Source organism: Gardnerella lacydonensis (genome assembly GCF_048545055.1).
Classification (GTDB): Bacteria; Actinomycetota; Actinomycetes; order Actinomycetales; family Bifidobacteriaceae; genus Bifidobacterium; species Bifidobacterium vaginale_C.
This window is the reverse complement of the sequence record NZ_JBKQXT010000001.1, coordinates 229,106-247,530: the sequence shown is the minus strand read 5'-3', so window position 1 is coordinate 247,530 and position 18,425 is coordinate 229,106. Positions and strand designations below refer to the sequence as shown.

At 42.5% G+C, this 18,425-nt stretch carries 16 protein-coding genes and 1 tRNA gene; 2 read left to right on the top strand and 15 right to left on the bottom strand.

Translation table 11 applies throughout. The features are described 5' to 3' along the window. The 5 genes from atpA to atpB all read right to left on the bottom strand — a co-directional run bounded on the left by atpA (position 1) and on the right by atpB (position 4,107). On the bottom strand, positions 1-1,662 hold the full coding sequence (gene atpA / locus ACJV45_RS01140; RefSeq protein ID WP_004120483.1) for a F0F1 ATP synthase subunit alpha: 1,662 nt from the start codon (positions 1,660-1,662) through the stop codon (positions 1-3). A 17-nt stretch (positions 1,663-1,679) separates the two neighbouring features. Continuing rightward, positions 1,680-2,261, bottom strand: a complete 582-nt coding sequence (locus ACJV45_RS01135; RefSeq protein WP_004114200.1) for a F0F1 ATP synthase subunit delta — start codon at positions 2,259-2,261, stop codon at positions 1,680-1,682. Positions 2,262-2,336: 75 nt separating this feature from the next. Then, the gene (locus ACJV45_RS01130; RefSeq protein WP_004114198.1) at positions 2,337-2,879 is read right to left on the bottom strand and encodes a F0F1 ATP synthase subunit B; all 543 of its coding nucleotides are present in this window, start codon (positions 2,877-2,879) and stop codon (positions 2,337-2,339) included. A 64-nt stretch (positions 2,880-2,943) separates the two neighbouring features. Further along, positions 2,944-3,177, bottom strand: a complete 234-nt coding sequence (atpE, locus tag ACJV45_RS01125; protein WP_004114197.1) for an ATP synthase F0 subunit C — start codon at positions 3,175-3,177, stop codon at positions 2,944-2,946. Between the two features lie 75 nt (positions 3,178-3,252). Continuing rightward, a complete protein-coding gene (gene atpB, locus ACJV45_RS01120; protein ID WP_004574496.1) occupies positions 3,253-4,107 on the bottom strand; it encodes a F0F1 ATP synthase subunit A in 855 nt (284 codons plus the stop codon). A 427-nt stretch (positions 4,108-4,534) separates the two neighbouring features. On the opposite strand from atpB, the gene ACJV45_RS01115 reads away from it, so the two are divergent. After that, positions 4,535-4,608: transfer RNA gene (locus ACJV45_RS01115), tRNA-Met, on the top strand. Positions 4,609-4,695: 87 nt separating this feature from the next. Here ACJV45_RS01115 and ACJV45_RS01110 read toward each other — a convergent pair. Genes ACJV45_RS01110 through ACJV45_RS01100 form a run of 3 tightly spaced genes read right to left on the bottom strand, consistent with a single transcriptional unit; the run spans position 4,696 to position 8,622 of the window. Next, entirely contained in the window at positions 4,696-5,727 is a 1,032-nt protein-coding gene (locus tag ACJV45_RS01110) for a tetratricopeptide repeat protein (RefSeq protein ID WP_419397465.1), read from the bottom strand. A gap of 54 nt (positions 5,728-5,781) precedes the next feature. Next, entirely contained in the window at positions 5,782-6,807 is a 1,026-nt protein-coding gene (locus tag ACJV45_RS01105; protein ID WP_032834126.1) for a DUF8094 domain-containing protein, read from the bottom strand. A 15-nt stretch (positions 6,808-6,822) separates the two neighbouring features. Further along, on the bottom strand, positions 6,823-8,622 hold the full coding sequence (locus tag ACJV45_RS01100) for a hypothetical protein (RefSeq protein ID WP_419397464.1): 1,800 nt from the start codon (positions 8,620-8,622) through the stop codon (positions 6,823-6,825). Between the two features lie 249 nt (positions 8,623-8,871). On the opposite strand from ACJV45_RS01100, the gene ACJV45_RS01095 reads away from it, so the two are divergent. Further along, positions 8,872-9,867 (top strand): FKBP-type peptidyl-prolyl cis-trans isomerase, encoded by a 996-nt coding sequence (locus ACJV45_RS01095; RefSeq protein WP_064623347.1) that lies wholly within the window; start codon positions 8,872-8,874, stop codon positions 9,865-9,867. Positions 9,868-10,029: 162 nt separating this feature from the next. Here ACJV45_RS01095 and nucS read toward each other — a convergent pair whose 3' ends face one another. From nucS to ACJV45_RS01060, 7 genes are all read right to left on the bottom strand, one after another. Beyond that, positions 10,030-10,818, bottom strand: a complete 789-nt coding sequence (gene nucS / locus ACJV45_RS01090; protein WP_419397463.1) for an endonuclease NucS — start codon at positions 10,816-10,818, stop codon at positions 10,030-10,032. A gap of 41 nt (positions 10,819-10,859) precedes the next feature. Further along, positions 10,860-12,332, bottom strand: a complete 1,473-nt coding sequence (locus tag ACJV45_RS01085) for an amino acid permease (protein ID WP_415681447.1) — start codon at positions 12,330-12,332, stop codon at positions 10,860-10,862. 78 nt (positions 12,333-12,410) lie between these two features. Next, complete coding sequence (locus tag ACJV45_RS01080; RefSeq protein ID WP_419397462.1) at positions 12,411-15,185, bottom strand: ABC transporter permease; 2,775 nt, start codon at positions 15,183-15,185, stop codon at positions 12,411-12,413. A 21-nt stretch (positions 15,186-15,206) separates the two neighbouring features. Then, the gene (locus ACJV45_RS01075; RefSeq protein WP_415685467.1) at positions 15,207-15,908 is read right to left on the bottom strand and encodes an ABC transporter ATP-binding protein; all 702 of its coding nucleotides are present in this window, start codon (positions 15,906-15,908) and stop codon (positions 15,207-15,209) included. Between the two features lie 79 nt (positions 15,909-15,987). Beyond that, complete coding sequence (locus ACJV45_RS01070) at positions 15,988-16,608, bottom strand: DUF5701 family protein (RefSeq protein WP_004114180.1); 621 nt, start codon at positions 16,606-16,608, stop codon at positions 15,988-15,990. A 51-nt stretch (positions 16,609-16,659) separates the two neighbouring features. Beyond that, complete coding sequence (locus ACJV45_RS01065) at positions 16,660-17,727, bottom strand: aspartate-semialdehyde dehydrogenase (RefSeq protein WP_419397461.1); 1,068 nt, start codon at positions 17,725-17,727, stop codon at positions 16,660-16,662. A gap of 88 nt (positions 17,728-17,815) precedes the next feature. Next, a complete protein-coding gene (locus ACJV45_RS01060) occupies positions 17,816-18,397 on the bottom strand; it encodes an ACT domain-containing protein (RefSeq protein WP_419397460.1) in 582 nt (193 codons plus the stop codon). Positions 18,398-18,425: the final 28 nt, after the last annotated feature.

The following is an 18,425-nucleotide window of genomic DNA, read 5'->3' as shown; positions in this document are numbered from 1 at the left end:
CTACTTCCCCTCAGATTCACGATTATCCGACTTCGGCTTTGCAACAAGCTGCTCTTTTTCAACTGGAGCAGGGTTTTCAGCTGGAGGCAGAGAATCCTTAACAATCAAAGGCTTACCTGCAGAAGTCTTAAACATCCTACGGAAGTCCTCAATTGCAGCATCAAGCTTCGATTCTGTTTCTTTAGTGAAATCTTCAGTATCGCGAATCACTTGCAAAATGTCGGTTCCCTTATCGAGATAATCCAACATCTCACGTTCAAAGCGAAGCACGTCTTTTACAGGAATATCGTCTAGCTTTCCATGAGTGCCTGCCCACACAGAAACAACTTCTTGCTCCATAGAATGAGGCGAGAACTGCTTCTGCTTAAGTAACTCGGTTAAACGAGCGCCACGAGTGAGCTGAGCCTTGGAAGCTGCATCCAAATCGGAAGCGAACATTGCAAAGGATTCCAAAGACTTGTATCGAGCCAAAGAAATCTTAAGCATGCCAGAGACCTTCTTCAAAGCCTTAGCCTGAGCAGCACCACCAACACGAGACACGGAAATACCAACATCGACTGCTGGACGCTGGCCTGCGTTGAACAAATCGGACTGCAAGAAGATCTGACCATCAGTGATAGAAATCACGTTAGTTGGAATGTATGCAGAAACGTCATTTGCCTTGGTTTCAATGATTGGCAAGCCAGTCATTGAGCCGCCGCCCATATCGTCAGAAAGTTTTGCGCATCTTTCTAGCAGACGAGAGTGAAGATAGAACACATCGCCTGGATACGCTTCACGCCCAGGTGGGCGACGAAGAAGCAAAGAAATCGAACGATATGCTTCTGCTTGCTTAGACAAGTCGTCGAAAACAATCAAAACGTGCTTGCCGTTGTACATCCAATGCTGACCGATTGCAGAACCAGTATAAGGTGCAATGTACTTAAAACCTGCAGAATCCGAAGCTGGGCTTGCAACGATTGTTGTGTACTTCATAGCGCCTGCTTCTTCGAGGCTTTGACGTACAGATGCGATTGTTGAACCCTTTTGTCCGATTGCTACGTAAATGCAACGGACTTGCTTCTTTGGATCTCCACTTTCCCAGTTTGTGCGCTGGTTAATAATCGTATCGATTGCGATTGCTGTTTTACCAGTTTGACGGTCGCCAATAATCAACTGACGCTGACCGCGGCCAATTGGCGTCATTGCGTCAATTGCCTTTAAACCAGTAGACAAAGGCTCGTCCACAGGGTGACGATGGATCACGTCTGGAGCCTGGGCTTCAAGAATACGACGCTCCTTGCACTCGATTGCACCTAGACCGTCGATTGGATTACCCAATGGGTCTACAGTACGACCAAGATAGGCGTCTCCCACTGGCACCGATAACACTTCGCCAGTGCGGTAAACTTCCTGCCCTTCTTCAATGCCCGTAAAATCGCCTAGAATAACCACGCCGATTTCGTGAGCATCAAGGTTAAACGCTAAGCCAAGGGTGTCGTTTTCGAAGGTGAGCAGCTCGTTTGCCATGCAGCCAGATAATCCAGCTACGTGTGCAATGCCGTCACCAGCCGTAACAACATAACCAACTTCTTGCGTTGGCATGTCTGCCGGCTTATACGAGTCAACGAACCCGTCAAGTGCCTTGCGTATAAGGGCGGGATCAATAGATAGTTCCGCCATAATTCTCCTTATTTAACTTATTTCACTGCCTGTGTCCAAGCACCATTTCGCGCAGAACGCTGCAACTGCTTAAGCTGCATCAACATTGTGCGGTCTGTTACTTGATCGCCAATACGTATACGCATTCCACCAAGCACGTTTGGATCCACAATTGGGTTTATGTAGGCACGATGACCCAACTTGTTGCTGTAAATCTCAATCAAACGCTTGATTTGCTTATCCGTAAGAGGCTGAGCGGTTGTAACCGTAACCAAAGTTTCGCCTGCTTCGCGCTCAAAACCAGACCATGCGCCTCCAAAGCTGCCCGTTTTACCGCTTTCGGCGCCGCCATGCCAAGTACCTACAAGATAGTGCATAATGCGCAGCACAACAGGATGCGCCTTACCTCCAATAAGCTCGTCAATCAGTCGTGACTTATCTTCCGAAGACCTATTTGGATCGGTAATAGCGTCAGAAAGCTCTGGATACTTTTCCAATGTATCCATCATTGTCGAAAGCTCATCAGATATGCGCTGAGCTTCGTCATGAGCATCTGAAATGGCTTGCGCAAGCGAAGAGCGTGATAAGTTTTCGCTTACTCGCGATGCCTTTTCTGGCATCCTTACCTCCTCATTCATGCAAAACTTAAGTAGTAATTAAGCAATACTAAAAAATCGTTTTAGCTACTCTTTTAACTACTTGTTTTGACCCGAACTCTTAACGTCTCCCACTTCATCAATAACATGATCAATGATTTTGGAGCCTACGGTATCGTCATCTAGCTTAGACGCAAGAATCTTTCCAGCTAATGCTGCAGCGAGTACCGATACCTCTCCTTGGAGGCTAGTCATGGCGTGCTTATGCTGAGCCTCAATGGAATGCTGAGCTTCGCTAATGATTTTCGCAGCGTCCTTTTCGGCACGCTGTCTTGCTTCATCAACAATCTTGGAAGCTTGTGCGCGAGCCTGTTCGCGAGTTTTTGCGGCATCTGCTTGAGCTTGTGCAAGTTCTTCTTCCATCTGGCTCTTTAACTCATCAGCTTCACGCTGCGCGTTTGCTGCTTTAGCCATTCCGCCTTCGATTTTTTCTGCACGCTCATCGAGAATTGCCTGGAATTTAGGCATAACGAACTTGTAGAAAAACACTGCAAGAATTACCAAAACAACTAACGACCACACTACGTCGTAAGGCTCAGGCAAGAACAATGCCAAACCATTACTCTCAGATGAATGTGCCATGGCTTGTCCTTTCTATTCTTTCAACACTTTTATATTTGTGCTGGAACGAGTTGTTTCGTTCGGTTCATTTTCCCATAATGTAGGCAACGAATCCGAGCAAGCCCAGAACCTCGATGAATGCCAAGCCAACGAACATGAACAGCTGAATACGGTTTCCGACTTCTGGCTGACGTGCAGTGGACTCCATAGCTTTAGCAACAACGATTGCCATGCCAAGTGCAGGAGAGATTGTTGCCACAGCAAAGCCAAGAATGCTCAGGTTACCGATCAGTCCTGCTAGAGCGATGATGTTATTCATTGGTTTCCTTTCTGTTAAAACAGTAACCAGTATAAACCCATAAGATGTGTAAAATCTGAGAGTTAAGCTAATGCACTATGCAACAGCAACAGCAGATTTTTCTTCTTCCTCTGGGTAACTTTCCGAAATGTAGACGGATGCAAGCACGGTAAAGATAAATGCCTGCAATCCTGCTACCATAATTTCGAATAGGGTAAACAGAATGCCACCAAGCAGCCATAATGCACCGCCGAAGGCAAGGAGTTTATTGCTGGAATCCACCACAAAGAAGTTGGTGAATACTAAGCAAGTGGCCACCAGCAAATGGCCAGCAATCATATTCGCAAACAAACGGATTGTAAGCGAAAGTGGTCGCACAATTATTAATTCTATGAGCTGCAATGGCGAAAGAATAAAGTAAATCGGCCATGGCACGCCCGCTGGGAATAATGCTTCACGGAAGAATCGCAAAAAACCTTTTTCGCGTATGCCAGCAATAAGATATTGGCATACAACCCATAAAGCAAATACAAGCGGACCAGTAATGGTTGCGGTTGCAGCCATATTCAATCCTGGAATCACAGAACAAAGATTAAAGAAGAAAATTGTTATGAACAATGTAGACATCATTGGCACGTAACGCTTGCCACGTTCTTCGCCAATCATCTCGTACACAATGTTGTATCGTACAAAGTCCATTAGGATTTCTAGCACGCTTTGGAATCTACCTGGAACAACCTTTGCACGAGCAGCACCAATTCCAAAAACGATCATAACGATCACTGCCATAAGCACACGCACTAAAATAATGCGGTTCATTGCAAATGGTGTGCCTTGGAACAAAATCTCCGGAGGTAAAAACTCATCAATCTTAGGCAACTCTGGACTTTCTGAAGCTAGCAATACTGCCGAATTCACAGTGCCAGCTAAGACTCCGATAGCTCCACTCATCAGCTCCTCCTTATAAGGCGTCGTTTATATCGCTACTCACGTCTGGTTAATACCAATCCATCAAAAGCTAAGTTGTATAAACAGCAAATCCTGAAAATCTATTCGTTGGCGTGCGTACGAAACGAAAATACATCTCTAAAAAGCTGATTCTACTCTTGGTTCGTACATTTAAGTCATATCGTTGATTAATAACGAGTTTTGCACTTATAACAGAATTAGCAAGTCTATAGCCAATTGTTTATTGTACTCCACTTCTGTTTAGAATTAAACTATTTTTAGATTTATTTGTTGTATTTATTTTGCACAAAAATTACACAAATCTTCGGTTGCTGGCGACTAACAACACAAAAAGCAAATAGAAACACGCCGAGAACTTGACAAATCACAATTTGCACCTATCGTAGATAGAGCTGCTAAAAGTAGCCGACGCGGGGTGGAGCAGCTCGGTAGCTCGCTGGGCTCATAACCCAGAGGTCCATGGTTCAAATCCATGCCCCGCTACTAGAAAGCCAAGAATCGCATATTTCTCACGAATGCGAATCTTGGCTTTTCTTTTACTTTTTATCCATCAGGTGCAATCATCCATAATCAATAAAGGAGAATTGCTAAGCGACGACGCGCACGGTTCAAACGCTCATCTCCAGCTGGAAGCATCGCAAAATACTCAAGCATACGTTCTTTGATCACATCTGCACTATCACGATGACCAGCAAGAAAATCAAGAAGCCTACTAAAAGCATCTTCAATATGACCATCAATCATATCTACATCTGCTACAGCAAGCTGAGCGGAAGCATCACTAGGATTATCACCAGCAGCCTTACGAACTGCATCAACATTTGTATTAGTATTCCTGCCAAGAAGCAATGCTTTAGCGCGTTCGCGAGATGCCAAAGAATCATTCGGGTTAGCCTGCAATACTTTTTCATACTCACTTGCTGCTAAAGCATAATCGCCATTCATAGCCGCCTCATGAGCAATTTTATGTTCTGGCGGAACGTCAGAAGAGTCGCCAGCAACCGCAGAATCATCACCTACACCAACACCTGACGCATCCATAGAATCACCTGCAGAATCACCTGAATCAACATAAGGAGCCATCCCAGCTACACCAGATTTTTCCGCAACTTTAACCAGCTGAGGCAGAATATCATTACAAATCTGCTGCAACTCATCTGCACTAGGCAATCCCTGACAAATAGGCATTGGCCTGCCTCCAACCAATCCATATACAGCTGGAAGCTGCTGTGCACGTAAAGCTTGAGCAATTGATGGGCTTTCATCCGCATCAATACGAGCAAGTTGCATTCTGCCATCTAACGCAGTAATAGAATCCGCAAGTTTTTGTGCTAAATCGTAAGAAGTTTCATCGCTTTTTTGCCATACAAGCAAAATAATTGGAAAACTTACAGAGGTCTGAACCATCGCCTGAAAAGTTTGTTCATTAACATCAATCACATATCCCCCAGCAGGCGGCATCTTAGACTGAGGTTTTCCTGACTTTTCAGCCGCTTCTCGTTTTGCAAGAGCTTCTGCTTTGCGCTTTACACCTTCCAAGTCCACTGCTCCAGCCAGAGAGAATCCGCCTGGGTTCATACCCATCGATTGTGAATCAACCATAATTTCCTCTTTTGCTTATACTGCTTACATTTCTTATATTGCTTATACAACTGCTTACAGGGCTTCTACCTTTATAGGCTGACGCTCCGCTCCCACAGGAACAATCTGCGCATTAGAGCCAGCTGGTGGAACAACCATTGCTACGACATTTACGTAAGTTACACGCATTGTAGAAGTAGCTTTAGCATTTCCAAACAGAGCTTTCTCCTCGTCAGACGCTGGTCTTGATTCTCGACCTTCTCCAGCTCTCCTAGTCCACACGGAGTCAATACGCGCAACCACTAAATCACTACCATCGCTCGCGCGCATAACGCTAATCTGATTTGGAACTGAAGCAAAAACCTGTTCCTGAGAACCTTTGTTTCGCTCCATTCCTGCTTGAACAGTCTTAGATAATTCTGCTAATTTTGCGCGCAAATAATCACTAGCAAAACTCTTTGCAAATTTACTAGATTCTCCTTGCTGCAGAACATCAGCATAAGCCGCTGCTGCCGCATGAGGAGTCATAACAAGACCAGAATCATTTGCTTTACCCATTGAAGCGCCGATTGAAGAAACAGGGAATTTTGGCAGACGCACACCAGGGAACAGTCTTGCAACTGCCCACAATTTGTAGTTTGAGCGTGCCCTATCCTGACGGATCACCAACAATCGCTTAGACTGCTGGTCTTTTGTTGTAGTAGTAATCGTCATCAAATCACGAGGCCAGTTTGCATTCGTAGGCACAATAGTCTGAGCAACTTCACGAGGAATTGTTGTTTTTGGATCCAATTTTCCTGTTTTAGCCGCAATAGCAAGCTCACTAGTTCGCACAAGCATTGCAGGACCACTCATATAGCCATCAAGATTACTAGAATTCTTCTCTTCATTCGCGCGCTCTAGAGACCTCAAAACTCTTAAACGTATATCTTTTTCTCTAATAGACGTTACGTTTGGAAGCTCCTTTGTGCTATGCCCCTCAGCGGCTTTAGGAACTTGACCATCGCAAGCGCTAAGAGCAAAACACATAATTAGCGTCATTATTGTAGCGAATGTAAATCTTACATAATATTTGATTTTATGCGCATAAAACATAGTCATACTTACTTTCCACACTCACTTTTGCTCATTTCCACGCGCATTATTTTTACGCTTACGATTCTGGTTATAGTTTGAATTCGTGTTGCCACCAGCGTTTCTGTTATTTGCATTATTTTCGCCGCTATTTCTATTACGATTATCTAATTCGCTAGATCGACGATTTTTGCCATATTTTTGCCCGCGCTGATTATTCTGACCATTCTTGCGCTGGTCGCGATGATTATTTGAATCACGATGATTTCCTTGATCTCGCGACTTGCTGCGATTATTTGACTTTTCATTGCTTGAGTCGCCAGCAACCGCGGATTTACTACGATTATCTCTATATTTGCGATTCTCTACATCTCTGCTACTAGAAGGATTATCTTGATTGTCATGCGAATCGCGATTTCTTCTACCATATCTACTATTGCGATTGCCGCAATTGTTATGACTCGACTTTCTAGAATTATTATTGCTACTATTTCCAGAATGTTCCTTTGAAGATTGCTTTTTATTAGAATCATCATTCAAAGAATCTTTGGAATCACGGATAGCATCATCGTCATCTTTAAAAGAATCAGAGGAAGATTTATCATAAGAAACATCAGAAACTTCTAAAACAGTAGACGAATCGCTATTATCTTTGGAAACATCCGAGAATGATTCGCTAGCAAAACGAGCAAAATAAGACTGCAAATCTTCTTTAGAAATCACAGCAGTTTCATCCAAAGATGGAGTTGGAGAAGAATTTAAACCAGACTTTACGTTTACAGACAAATCCACGGTTGCTTGCGACTTTGCAACACGAGTTTTTGAATGAGCACCATGACGAGCATGAGAAGCTGAAGAACCTTTATGCCTTGACTTTTTATCTTTAGCAAAACTGCCAAAAATACTAGCCATTGTGCCAGCAAAAGCATCTGAGAATTTAACTTCTTCGTCTCTGGAGACACTTTCTACAGTAATAAGACCACTTCTACTAGCCACCAAACGCTTATTACGCCTACGATGTGGAGCCATAGCGAACACAGAAGCAGAAAGGACACAAAGCAGAGCAAACAGTGCTCCAACAAAATACAAAGGAGTTGCAAAATCTGGAAGATTGTGTCTACGCCAACGAAACTCTACGAATGCTTCAGGAGAATTTTTACCTAAGTCAATAATCAGCACGCGTCGAGAAATCCTTGCACGCAATGCGGATGAAACTTTTTGATGATTCGACTGGCTATTTTCTTGATTTTCTTGATTTGCTTGATTTACAGCATTGCCACTGCTCAAATCTCCAGGAACAATGTTCTCAGATTGTTCAAAATCTTCCGCGTTAACAAACAATTTAGCCAAACCCATTTGGCAAGTCGCATTAGTCCACAAATCTGAATCTTTAAAATCTACATCTTTAGAAGCCTTAGAATCAGAGTTATTCGCGGAATCTACAGAATTTTTGTTATTCAGATCTGACTTTGCAGAATCATCCGCCTTCATAGGGACAGTAGAAAGATTCTCCCAATCTTGCAAACCAGTTATTCTCTGTACAGAGTAGCCACGAGTCCACCCACGAACATCTTTAGCCAAACCAACTGCTACACAAATCGGCTTACGAGTATTAAGAGCCGCAACACTAATTTTTACGCGGTAATCCACAAGATTTAAAACACCTGGATCCGTAACAATGTATCTTGAACCATACACGTTTGTATGAGCCGAAACAATAGAGTTTGGCTTCCAAACTGTGGCATTAAGAACACCAAGAACAATACTAAGCACAGCAAGCAACCCAAAAATAGGTGCCACGATTCCTCGCATAAACTTAGCTCGTTTTGTAGGTCGTTGCATCAAACCTCTTTCTGCATCCTAATCAGCAATAAATCATGCATTATGCTTGTAATCAGAGCATGAATTCTTTTTGATATTCGCCTTAATAATCGTCATATCGTATTTGCTCCTATCTATTCTACAATCTTTCATAATCTTTTATAATTAATTGATTGTTATATTTATTAATCTTTTACAATTCTTCGTAATATTTAAATATATTTTGCTACTGAATAATTAAAATCAGACTCAAGCGATAGTCTTAAACCTATGAGAAAAACCAGATTATACACAATCAAATCTTTTGCAATACGCGCAATTAGCACAATTAGCGCTGCAGCCTTGTGTTTTACAATGGCATCTTGCAGCGGGAATAGCACGAATGATAACGGAATGGCAGACCCAGCCGCAAATGCTGCTGGAATGCAAGTTTTAGGCGGCGTTAAGGCTAGTGGAACTTTAGGCAAACAACCAAAGGTCGATATAACTACTCCTATAGACGTAAAGCCAAATTCTTACGCCATTTTGCAAAACGGAAACGGTGCTAAAATCCAAGAAAATAGTCGCGTATGCGCTAATGGCATCGTGTACAATGCTAAAAACGGCAAAGAGCTTATGAACACATGGAAGCAAGGCAAACCAGATTGCTCAATCGTTGTTAAAAAAGGCGTTACGAGTAAACCTTATTATGCACTGTTTAAGGGAAGAAAAATTAATTCCACGATTGCATTTGGTGTGCCTGCAAATCCGCAAACTAAGCAAGATGCGTACGTAATGGTGTTAACTCTTGTTTCTTCAATGAAATCTCTTGAACGCGCAACAGGCAATAAAGTTAAGGATATCCCTGAAAATCTGCCGAAAGTAACTCTGAGTAAATCTGGAGAACCATCGTTAGATAAGAATAACTACGTACCAGATGGAAAGTTGGTTTCTCAAACTTTGATTGAAGGAACTGGCAAAGAGGTGACCAAAGAAAGCACTGTAACCGCTCATTACACTGGATGGACTACCGATAAAGACGGCAAATTGCATCAATTTGATTCGTCATGGAAGCGCGGCACGCCTGCAGACTTCTCTCTTGCAGGTCAAGTGATTCCAGGATGGACTAAAGGCTTAGCTGGAAAGAAAGTCGGATCTCAAGTTCTTTTGGTAATTCCTCCAGAAGATGGATATGGCAAAGAAGATAAGAAGGATGCACAAGGAAATGTAACAATTCCTGCAAATTCAACGCTTTACTTTGTTGTAGATATTCTCTATGCTTCCTGATCTATTAATCTCTTAATGATTAATTCTCTTGGTGATTAATTCTCTTAGTGATTAATTACCAATCAAATCATGCCGCGCTTGAATAAATCTTGCGCGGCATTTTTATACGTAAATTTACGTAAATTTCGTAATAAATTACAGATAAAGCAAAAAATCGCTAAGCTAAAACAGGCGAAGATCGTTAGACTCAACACCGCGCATTTCATCGTAATCGAGGATTAAGCAAGTAAAGCCACGATCCTCAGCCAAAACTCGCGCTTGCGGGCTAATAGTCTGCGCAGCAAAAATACCTCGAACTGGTTTAAGCAACGGGTCTCGATTCAACAACTCACAGTAACGAGTAAGCTGCTCAACACCATCAATACCACCGTGTCGCTTAATCTCAATAGCAACATGAACACCGTTTGAGTCCTGCGCCATAATATCCACGGGGCCAATAGCAGTAGGATATTCTCGGCGAACCAATGTGGCACCATCGCCAATACGCTCAATTTGCTCAGCCAAGTAGCGCTGCAAATGATCTTCTACGCCATCTTTAACAAGACCTGGGTCTGTGCCTAAATCGTACGAAGAATCGCTATAGACGTGTTGCAGAACAATGCGAAGCAGATCATTACCCTTTTTTGCAGCAATTTTTAAAACAGTTCCGTCGCTAAAAACGCGCGAAAAGTCGAAAGCATCCGCGCTACAAGCGCCGACAGCACCATCTGAAGAAACAGAACTCGAATCGTCGTCTTCACAAGAACAATCGTTATCCTTAGAAACATTTCCATCAATAACGCGCATAGTACAAGGAGCAACCATCCAATTAAGTGGCTTATAGGACCCTAACTCTGAAAAAATCAGTACACTACCATCAGCCTTAATAAGCAACACGCGCTTAGCCGATGGAAGACTTGCATTAAGCCTACCCGTATATTCTGCACTACAATCCGCAACAATAATTCGCACACAAAAAGCGTAACATAAATAGTGTAGCTATCTACCCAGAGCTACCTACCCAGAGCCGCCGCTAAATCGCGATTCTGCCAGCGCTGGTGCAGCGCGCAATAGCCTCCAAAAAGCAAGAGCCAAATAATGCCGCCAATTGCCGATCCGCGAGTGTCTTCGCTAATAAACAGCGTTATGTACACAAACACAAAGAATGCAATCGTTAGCGAATTAAGCAGCTTATAATGCGGCATAACAAAACCATCTGGCATAAAATCAGCAGAAGCGCGGTACTTTCTGTGCGTAACCATAATCAAAATGTAAATCATGATTATTACTGCCGAAGACGCAGAAGCAAACACAATAAACGCGCCATGCACTCCAGGAATTGAGTTAATAATCGGAGAGAACAGGATTAGTGCAGCAGAAAAAATGATTGCTCGTGCAGGAACTTTAGTGCGCGAAACTTTGCGCAAATGTGAAAGAACAGGAGAGTTAGATTCTAGCGCAATTTGATACATATGCCTTCCTGCAGAATAAAGCAGCGAATTAAGCGCAGAAGATGCTGCCGTAATAACCACAAAGAACACAAGCGCTGAAGCCCAATGAAGCCCCGCATATTGGAAAACCATTATAAACGGAGACATATAAACGCCTTTAGAATCGGTAGCTTTAAATTGTTGCCAAGGAACAATTAGCATGATTGAAGCAAGCGCTCCAACGTAGAAAATCAAGATTCGCATAATAATCTCGTTGATTGCCTTTGGCAAAACTTGGCGAGGATTCTTAGTTTCCGAAACTGTAACGCCTACAAACTCAATAAGCTGGTAAGCATAAAACACCATCTGGAAACTCATTAAGAAAGCCAACCAACCATTTGGCATAAGCGAGAAGTTGTTGAAAATATTGTCAAAGCCTGCGTGGCCTGCAGGATTTGCAACGCCGCTAATCTGTGTTGCAGGGTAATGGTAGCCAATAATAACCATAACTGCAGCAGTTGCGATAAGAGCCACAATCAACGTGATTTTAATCATTGAGAACCAAAACTCTGTTTCGCCAAATAGCTTAACAGCAACCAGATTTATGCACACTAAAGCAGCCAAAAACGCTATTTCTATAAGCCATTTCCAACTACTTACGTCTATGCCAAAAGTTTGGAAAAATGTAACGCAATACGTGCTTACAGCCGTAATCTCACTCATGCCAATAAGCACAAGCACTATCCAATACGACCATCCTGCAAAATTGCCCCAGCCTTTGCCCAAGTATTTAGTAATGAAACTAATAAATGTATGCTGGTTTGGATCCTTGTACATAAGTTCGCCAATGCCGCGCATAAGCAAAAACATGATTAAGCCAACAATTATGTACACAAGCATAATGCTTGGACCCGTAAGACTAATGGATTTGCCAGAACCTAAGAATAGTCCCGTGCCGATTGTTCCGCCTATAGCAATGAATTGCACGTGTCTTTTTGTAAGGCTGCGCTCCATCTTGTTAGTGTGACCATTGTTAGTTTGGCCAATATCACTCATTGCTATAACTCCATTCTTTTAGGCGTGAGCTTTCAATTTTATAAGAACCCGTAAATATTTGAATTTCATTATTCAACTTTATTCAACACTTTTAAGCGAACTAACAGGGTCAATGCGGTCCAACGCGGGATTAGTTGACCATTGAACAATTAAAGCAAAGATCAGCGTTGCAAAGCCAGCAATGGCATAGCTTAATGGAGATACTTCAACCTCAAAATACAGAGAAGGCATGCGCAAAGCATTTGTTAACAAGCCTGCAACCAATCTTCCAAGAGGCAAACCAACAAGAATACCAATTACAGTAAGAGTAAGCATCTCCTTATGCACGTAAGCATGAACTTCTCTACGATAAAAGCCAAGAACCTTTAAAGTTGCCATCTCTCGCGCACGTTCCGAAATATTAGTGCTTGCCAATGTAAACAGCACAGCTAACGCCAAACCTGCTGCAAGAGTTACTATAAGCGCAACCACAGCATTCATTAAATCAAAGCTAAACGAATGTTTCATGCGCGTAATGTTCATAACAGCTAACACGCCATCCCTATCTGCCACATGGTCTGCGTAACGCATTCTTGCATCATCGTCTCCACGAAGACGCATAATTAGCGCATTATTCTTAACATTTTTCCCATTTTTAAAACCGAATATTCTTTCATAGCAGCTAGAAGTCATATAGATATTTGAACCAATAAGATTACGCACGATTGCACGCAACTTCACTTTTGCGCGCTTAAAACTGGAGTTTGTTATTGTAATATAGTTTCCGCTCGCAATTCCCAACGACGATGCTGCACTCTGTGAAAGAAGCGGACCATCATCATTAAGTGAAATATTTTGCAAATTATTGTTAACATCTTGTAGACGAACCATATTAGACAAAGCTGCGGCATCTTTAACAACTACGATTTGTACACTTTCAGAATCTTCAACGGTTTTATTATGCGAATTGTTATTGGAATTGCTATTAGATTTACCATTATCTGCATCGCTTTTTGCGATTTCTCCAGAGCTAATGTAGGCAGGCAAAATGGTATCAACAAGATTGCTGGATTTATCTTTTTGCACGCTTTTCTTCATATTTTGAAATGCATCTGGAGTGGAAATAGAAATCATATCGTAGCGGTAAATGCCGTCATATTGGCGGATTCCAAGAGTTGCTACAGTATCGTTTAATGCTAAAGCACACACGATTAATGCAGTGCAACCAGCTACACCGCCAATTGTCATAAATAGTCTGCCTTTAAAACGAGCCAGATTCCTTATAGATACTTTGTTGAGGAAACTTAGACGATTCCAGATAAAGGGTAAATGTTCAAGAAGCACGCGAGCGCCAGCTTTTGGAGATTTTGGACGCAATAATGCCGATGGTACTTGCCTTGTCTCCCTCCAGCTTACGATTATTGTGCATATTGCAACTGGTATTACAAACGCGAGTACACAAATCGAACCATAAAGCCAATCGTATCGTAAAACAACTCCTGGAACTGTGTACAATCCGCGCAAAATCTTAAGTAGTAAAGATGGAATTGCTAAGAATCCTAGAATATCGCCGATTCCGCCGCCTACTAGACAGGCGAAAATCGCAAAGAAAGCGTGCCTTGTTATTGCTGCGCAACGTCCATAACCTAAGCTTAAGTACGTTCCAATTAGTCCTCGTTCTTCTTCTACCATTCTTGCCATGGCTGTTAGGCTCATCATCATTGCCACTACAAGAAAAAGCACTGGGAAAGCGTATCCAAGAGATTGAATCGATGCAACATCAGAACGCAAGCGAGTATAGCTTCCGTTTGATATGCGAGCAAAAATATGCCATCTTGCTTGAGGAACATGCTTTTGCACTTCTGGCTTAATTTTTGCGTAAATTTGTGCGCGAGCCTTAGCTAAAACCGAGTCGGGAGCGTTTTTAAGCATTGGCATATTGGCTATAGTTTGATCTACTTGTTGATTAGTCTGGTCTTTTATAACTTGATTTGTGCGCGCCTCTTGACAATCACTCTGCACACTGTCTTTAATCTGGTTTGAAGCATTTGCCACAATTGCGCGATACTTTTGCGAAAAATCGTTAACGCGTCGAGCCTCATTTAGGCGCACATATATAGCTGTGTATGGAAGATTATTTGTGCTTTCGCTAATCGCATAGGTAAAAATAGGGTAGCGTGATATTACGGAATTGCGGAAAGCTTTTGATTGATACCCGTTTGGATTATCCAAATCGTTTACGTCTAACACACTTCCTGTGATTAGAAGCTTATATTTTTGATTTTGAATCGGTTGATTAGACGAATTAGGCTGATTAGTGACTTGTTGCATACTCAAAAACAGTGTGCTACCAATTCGCAATCCGCTATCGTGCAAAAATCGTTCAGTTACCACAGCTTGACGATTGTTTGTTGGCATATTGCCACGCATCAAATGCAGACGATTCAGTTTTTTAACATTGTGATTATATTGCACAACGTTCATTGCATAAGACAAATTAGCATTATTCGAAGGATGAGCAGTAGCTTTAAACGACTTTCCCGCCTCTGCTTCACTAACAAATGGCAATTTTTTGATTGCTTTAACATCTTTGTCAGTCAAACCAAGCGTAGAAACAATTTGTAGGTCGTAAGCTTTGAGTTTAGAGTAAGTGTCATCTGCCCCAAGGAGCATATCGTTGCATCCTGCATAAATGCCAGTCATAACAGCAACGCCAAGCATTGCTATAACTGCTAGTATGCAAAAACGACGCCATTCGTGAAACCACATTCTAATAGCACTAATAAAAACCATTGGCAAAATAGAGCGTGAGTGCTTATTACGAATCGCATATTTACGCTTGATTTTCTTAGATTTTACAGTTTCGCTACTCACTACAAACCACCACTCTACAAATCACCATTCAATATCTGCAATTGCCGTAGGATTTTCTTGTACTGTTTCGCTCACGACTTTTCCAGAATGGAATCTCACAACTTTATGAGCCATAGGAGCAATAGCAGCATTATGAGTAATAATAAGAACCGTCATTCCTTCTTTTTGGCAAATATCTTGCAATAATTGCAAAACAGATTTTCCAGTTTCATAATCTAGCGCACCCGTAGGCTCATCGCATAAAAGCAACTTAGGCTTTTTAGCAAGTGCGCGCGCAATAGAAACTCGCTGCTGTTCGCCTCCAGAAAGTTGCGCTGGGAAATTATTAAGTCTTTTTTCCAAACCTACGTCAATAAGTGTTTGAGCTGGATCAAAATGATCTGAGCAAATTTGTGAAGCAAGCTCCACGTTTTCTAACGCCGTCAAGTTTGGAACAAGATTATAGAATTGAAAAACAAAACCAATATCTTCTCTTCGATACTTTACAAGCCCACGACCATTTAGCTTTGTAATATTTAAATCACCAACAGTTACGCTACCGCTTGTTGCCGTATCCATACCGCCTAAAATATTCAATGCTGTAGTTTTACCTGCACCCGAAGCCCCTAGTATTACGGTAAGCTTACCGCGTTCGGCTGTAAAACTAGCATCATCTAAAGCGCGCACAACACTTGATCCAGATGGATACTCTTTTACAACATGATCAAAAGTTATGTATGCCACAATACACCTTGCTTACTTACTACCTAATGACGCTTTTTCTATTAACTTCTTAATTTATTAGATTAATATTTAATACTCTTCATTGGAATAGAGATACACCACGACGTGCTGTACAATACGCGTTGCCAAGCCAAGTATGCCTTGAATTTGGCCATACAGCTCCAAGACGAGGAGCACCTTGACTCATCCAAATACTCGGCACTCTTCCATCGGAACTTTTAGACCCAAGAAGATTAAAACCATTTTTTATTTCAAGCCAATCTGGATGCTGAGTAACAACCGCCAATCCTTCTTCTAAAGTCAAAGGAAGACGCTCGTCTGAATCTATAAGTTTTCTGGCAACATCTGGCTCACGATTCAAATACGATGTACCTGTATGAGGGTCTAATGCCAAGTAAAACGGACCTTCTGGAGGCTCAAAACCATCTTGTGGCAGGAAACTAGCTATATCTCTAGGCGGCATTGTTGTAAAACCAGCCATACGATCAATACTCGTCCTAGAAATTAAGGATTCTGGCGAAACTAGCTCACGAGTAGGCACAAGAAGAATATTAGTACCCAAATCGCTTTGATCAAGAGCGCGAATAAGCGGCAAAGCTAAAGCACGAAACGATGCAGCACTCATATCTGCAACATCTGGGTAGCCAAGAGCAACAATACGATCAAGCTGCTTTTGTATTTCTTGCGAAGCTATAGACATAATTACATTTTACGTAAAATTTTTTATAATAGCGAATTCGCGCAGGTCTAATCAATCTACAAAGTGTCGTTTTTTAGCTACGATTTCCGCCAATTGCACAGCATTAAGAGCAGCACCCTTACGAAGATTGTCATTTGTAATAAACATTGCCAATCCACGCTTTCCATCAACCGCTTGATCTTGGCGAATACGCCCAACATAGCTCGCGGATTTTCCTGCAGCAAGCTGAGGAGTAGGAATATCATCTAACGCAACGCCAGCGGCCGATTTTAGCACTTCGCGAGCCATATCTGGAGTTACATCGCACTCAAATTCGGCATTAATGCTCATTCCGTGACCTGTAAAAACGCCTACGCGCACGCATGTGCAACTTGCTGCGAGCTTTGGCAGATGCAGAATCTTACGACTTTCGTTGCGAAGCTTTTGCTCCTCGTCTGTTTCTTGCGACCCATCCTCAACAATCGCACCAATAAATGGCACAACGTTGAATGCGATTGTGCGCGCAACTTTTGTTGGTTGCGGAAAATCAATAGCATCTCCATCAAACACAAGCTTATCCGCGCCCTGATCTAAGGCAGCTTGCGCTTCGTTCATAAGCTGCAACGCTCCGGCTCTGCCAGCTCCAGAAACCGCTTGATAAGAAGATACAATAAGTCGCTTTAAGCAAAAAGCATCAGAAAGCGGCTTTAAAACAGGCATGCACGCCATTGTTGTGCAATTAGGGTTGGCAACAATCCCACGCGGAATATCATTTAAATCTTCTGGATTTACTTCTGCAACTACAAGAGGCACATCGTTATGCATACGCCATTGAGAAGAATTATCTATTACTATTGCACCCGCATCCGCAAATCGCGGTGCCCACACTTTGGACGTTCCGCCGCCTGCGGAGAAAATCGCAATGTCAATTCCACTTAAATCTGCTTTTTCTACATCTTCTACAACAACATCTTTGCTGCGATATTTCAAAGCAGTTCCAGCGGAGTGTGCGGAAGCCAAAAATCGCAAGTTTTTAATTGGAAAATCACGCTCGTCTAATACGCGGCGCATAACCATTCCAACTTGGCCAGTGGCGCCTAAAACCGCAAGGTTTACGCCTTTGTTGCTTATAATTGCCATTTTGTCTCCCTTATTTTGCGTGTTTTTGCGATTTTCTTTGATTTTTGCGATTATTTAAGCGTGATTTTTGCGTAATTTTTTCGCGCGATTAGCGTCCGCTTCCTCCATAAACAACAGCTTCGACTTTGCTTGCGTCTAATCCGTAGGCTGTGTGAAGCGCACGAACCGCTTCGTCAAGCTGTTTTACTGGGACAATCGCTGCAATACGAATTTCTGATGTAGAAATCATAAGAATATTAATACCGTGATCGCTTAGCGCTGTAAAGAAGGTTGCTGCGAGACCAGAATAGGTTTTCATTCCAACGCCAACAACTGCGACTTTGCCAACAGAAGGGTCCACATCCATAGACGTAAATTGCAATTCGCCGCGCGCGCTCTGCAATACCTTGCACACAGCGTCTAGGGACGAGCTTGGTGCCGTAAGCGATATGTCAGCCGTTTCGGTGGATGCGCTTGCCTGAGCAATCATGTCTATGTTAACGTCTGCAGCAGCAAGAGTTGTAAACACTTTTGCGGCATTTCCAGGCTTATCGGGAACGCCTCGAAGAGTAATCATAGATTCGCTTCTATCGTGTGCAACGCCAGAAATCACAGGGGTCTCTGGGCCTAAGTCTGGGAATAAATCGCCCATTGTGGAGCGAATGTCTACATTTGCTATTTTATTTGCCATTTTTGCCGCCTTATGTCTATTGCTTATG

What these genes read in the sequence shown, in the direction of transcription:
- atpA (WP_004120483.1), bottom strand. Translation starts at nt 1,662, where the DNA reads ATGGCGGAACTATCTATTGATCCCGCCCTTATACGCAAGGCACTTGAC.
- ACJV45_RS01065 (WP_419397461.1), bottom strand. Translation starts at nt 17,727, where the DNA reads ATGGCAATTATAAGCAACAAAGGCGTAAACCTTGCGGTTTTAGGCGCC.
- ACJV45_RS01100 (WP_419397464.1), bottom strand. Translation starts at nt 8,622, where the DNA reads ATGCAACGACCTACAAAACGAGCTAAGTTTATGCGAGGAATCGTGGCA.
- ACJV45_RS01105 (WP_032834126.1), bottom strand. Translation starts at nt 6,807, where the DNA reads ATGACTATGTTTTATGCGCATAAAATCAAATATTATGTAAGATTTACA.
- ACJV45_RS01085 (WP_415681447.1), bottom strand. Translation starts at nt 12,332, where the DNA reads ATGAGTGATATTGGCCAAACTAACAATGGTCACACTAACAAGATGGAG.
- atpB (WP_004574496.1), bottom strand. Translation starts at nt 4,107, where the DNA reads ATGAGTGGAGCTATCGGAGTCTTAGCTGGCACTGTGAATTCGGCAGTA.
- ACJV45_RS01130 (WP_004114198.1), bottom strand. Translation starts at nt 2,879, where the DNA reads ATGGCACATTCATCTGAGAGTAATGGTTTGGCATTGTTCTTGCCTGAG.
- ACJV45_RS01110 (WP_419397465.1), bottom strand. Translation starts at nt 5,727, where the DNA reads ATGGTTGATTCACAATCGATGGGTATGAACCCAGGCGGATTCTCTCTG.
- ACJV45_RS01135 (WP_004114200.1), bottom strand. Translation starts at nt 2,261, where the DNA reads ATGCCAGAAAAGGCATCGCGAGTAAGCGAAAACTTATCACGCTCTTCG.
- atpE (WP_004114197.1), bottom strand. Translation starts at nt 3,177, where the DNA reads ATGAATAACATCATCGCTCTAGCAGGACTGATCGGTAACCTGAGCATT.
- ACJV45_RS01095 (WP_064623347.1), top strand. Translation starts at nt 8,872, where the DNA reads ATGAGAAAAACCAGATTATACACAATCAAATCTTTTGCAATACGCGCA.
- ACJV45_RS01060 (WP_419397460.1), bottom strand. Translation starts at nt 18,397, where the DNA reads ATGGCAAATAAAATAGCAAATGTAGACATTCGCTCCACAATGGGCGAT.
- ACJV45_RS01070 (WP_004114180.1), bottom strand. Translation starts at nt 16,608, where the DNA reads ATGTCTATAGCTTCGCAAGAAATACAAAAGCAGCTTGATCGTATTGTT.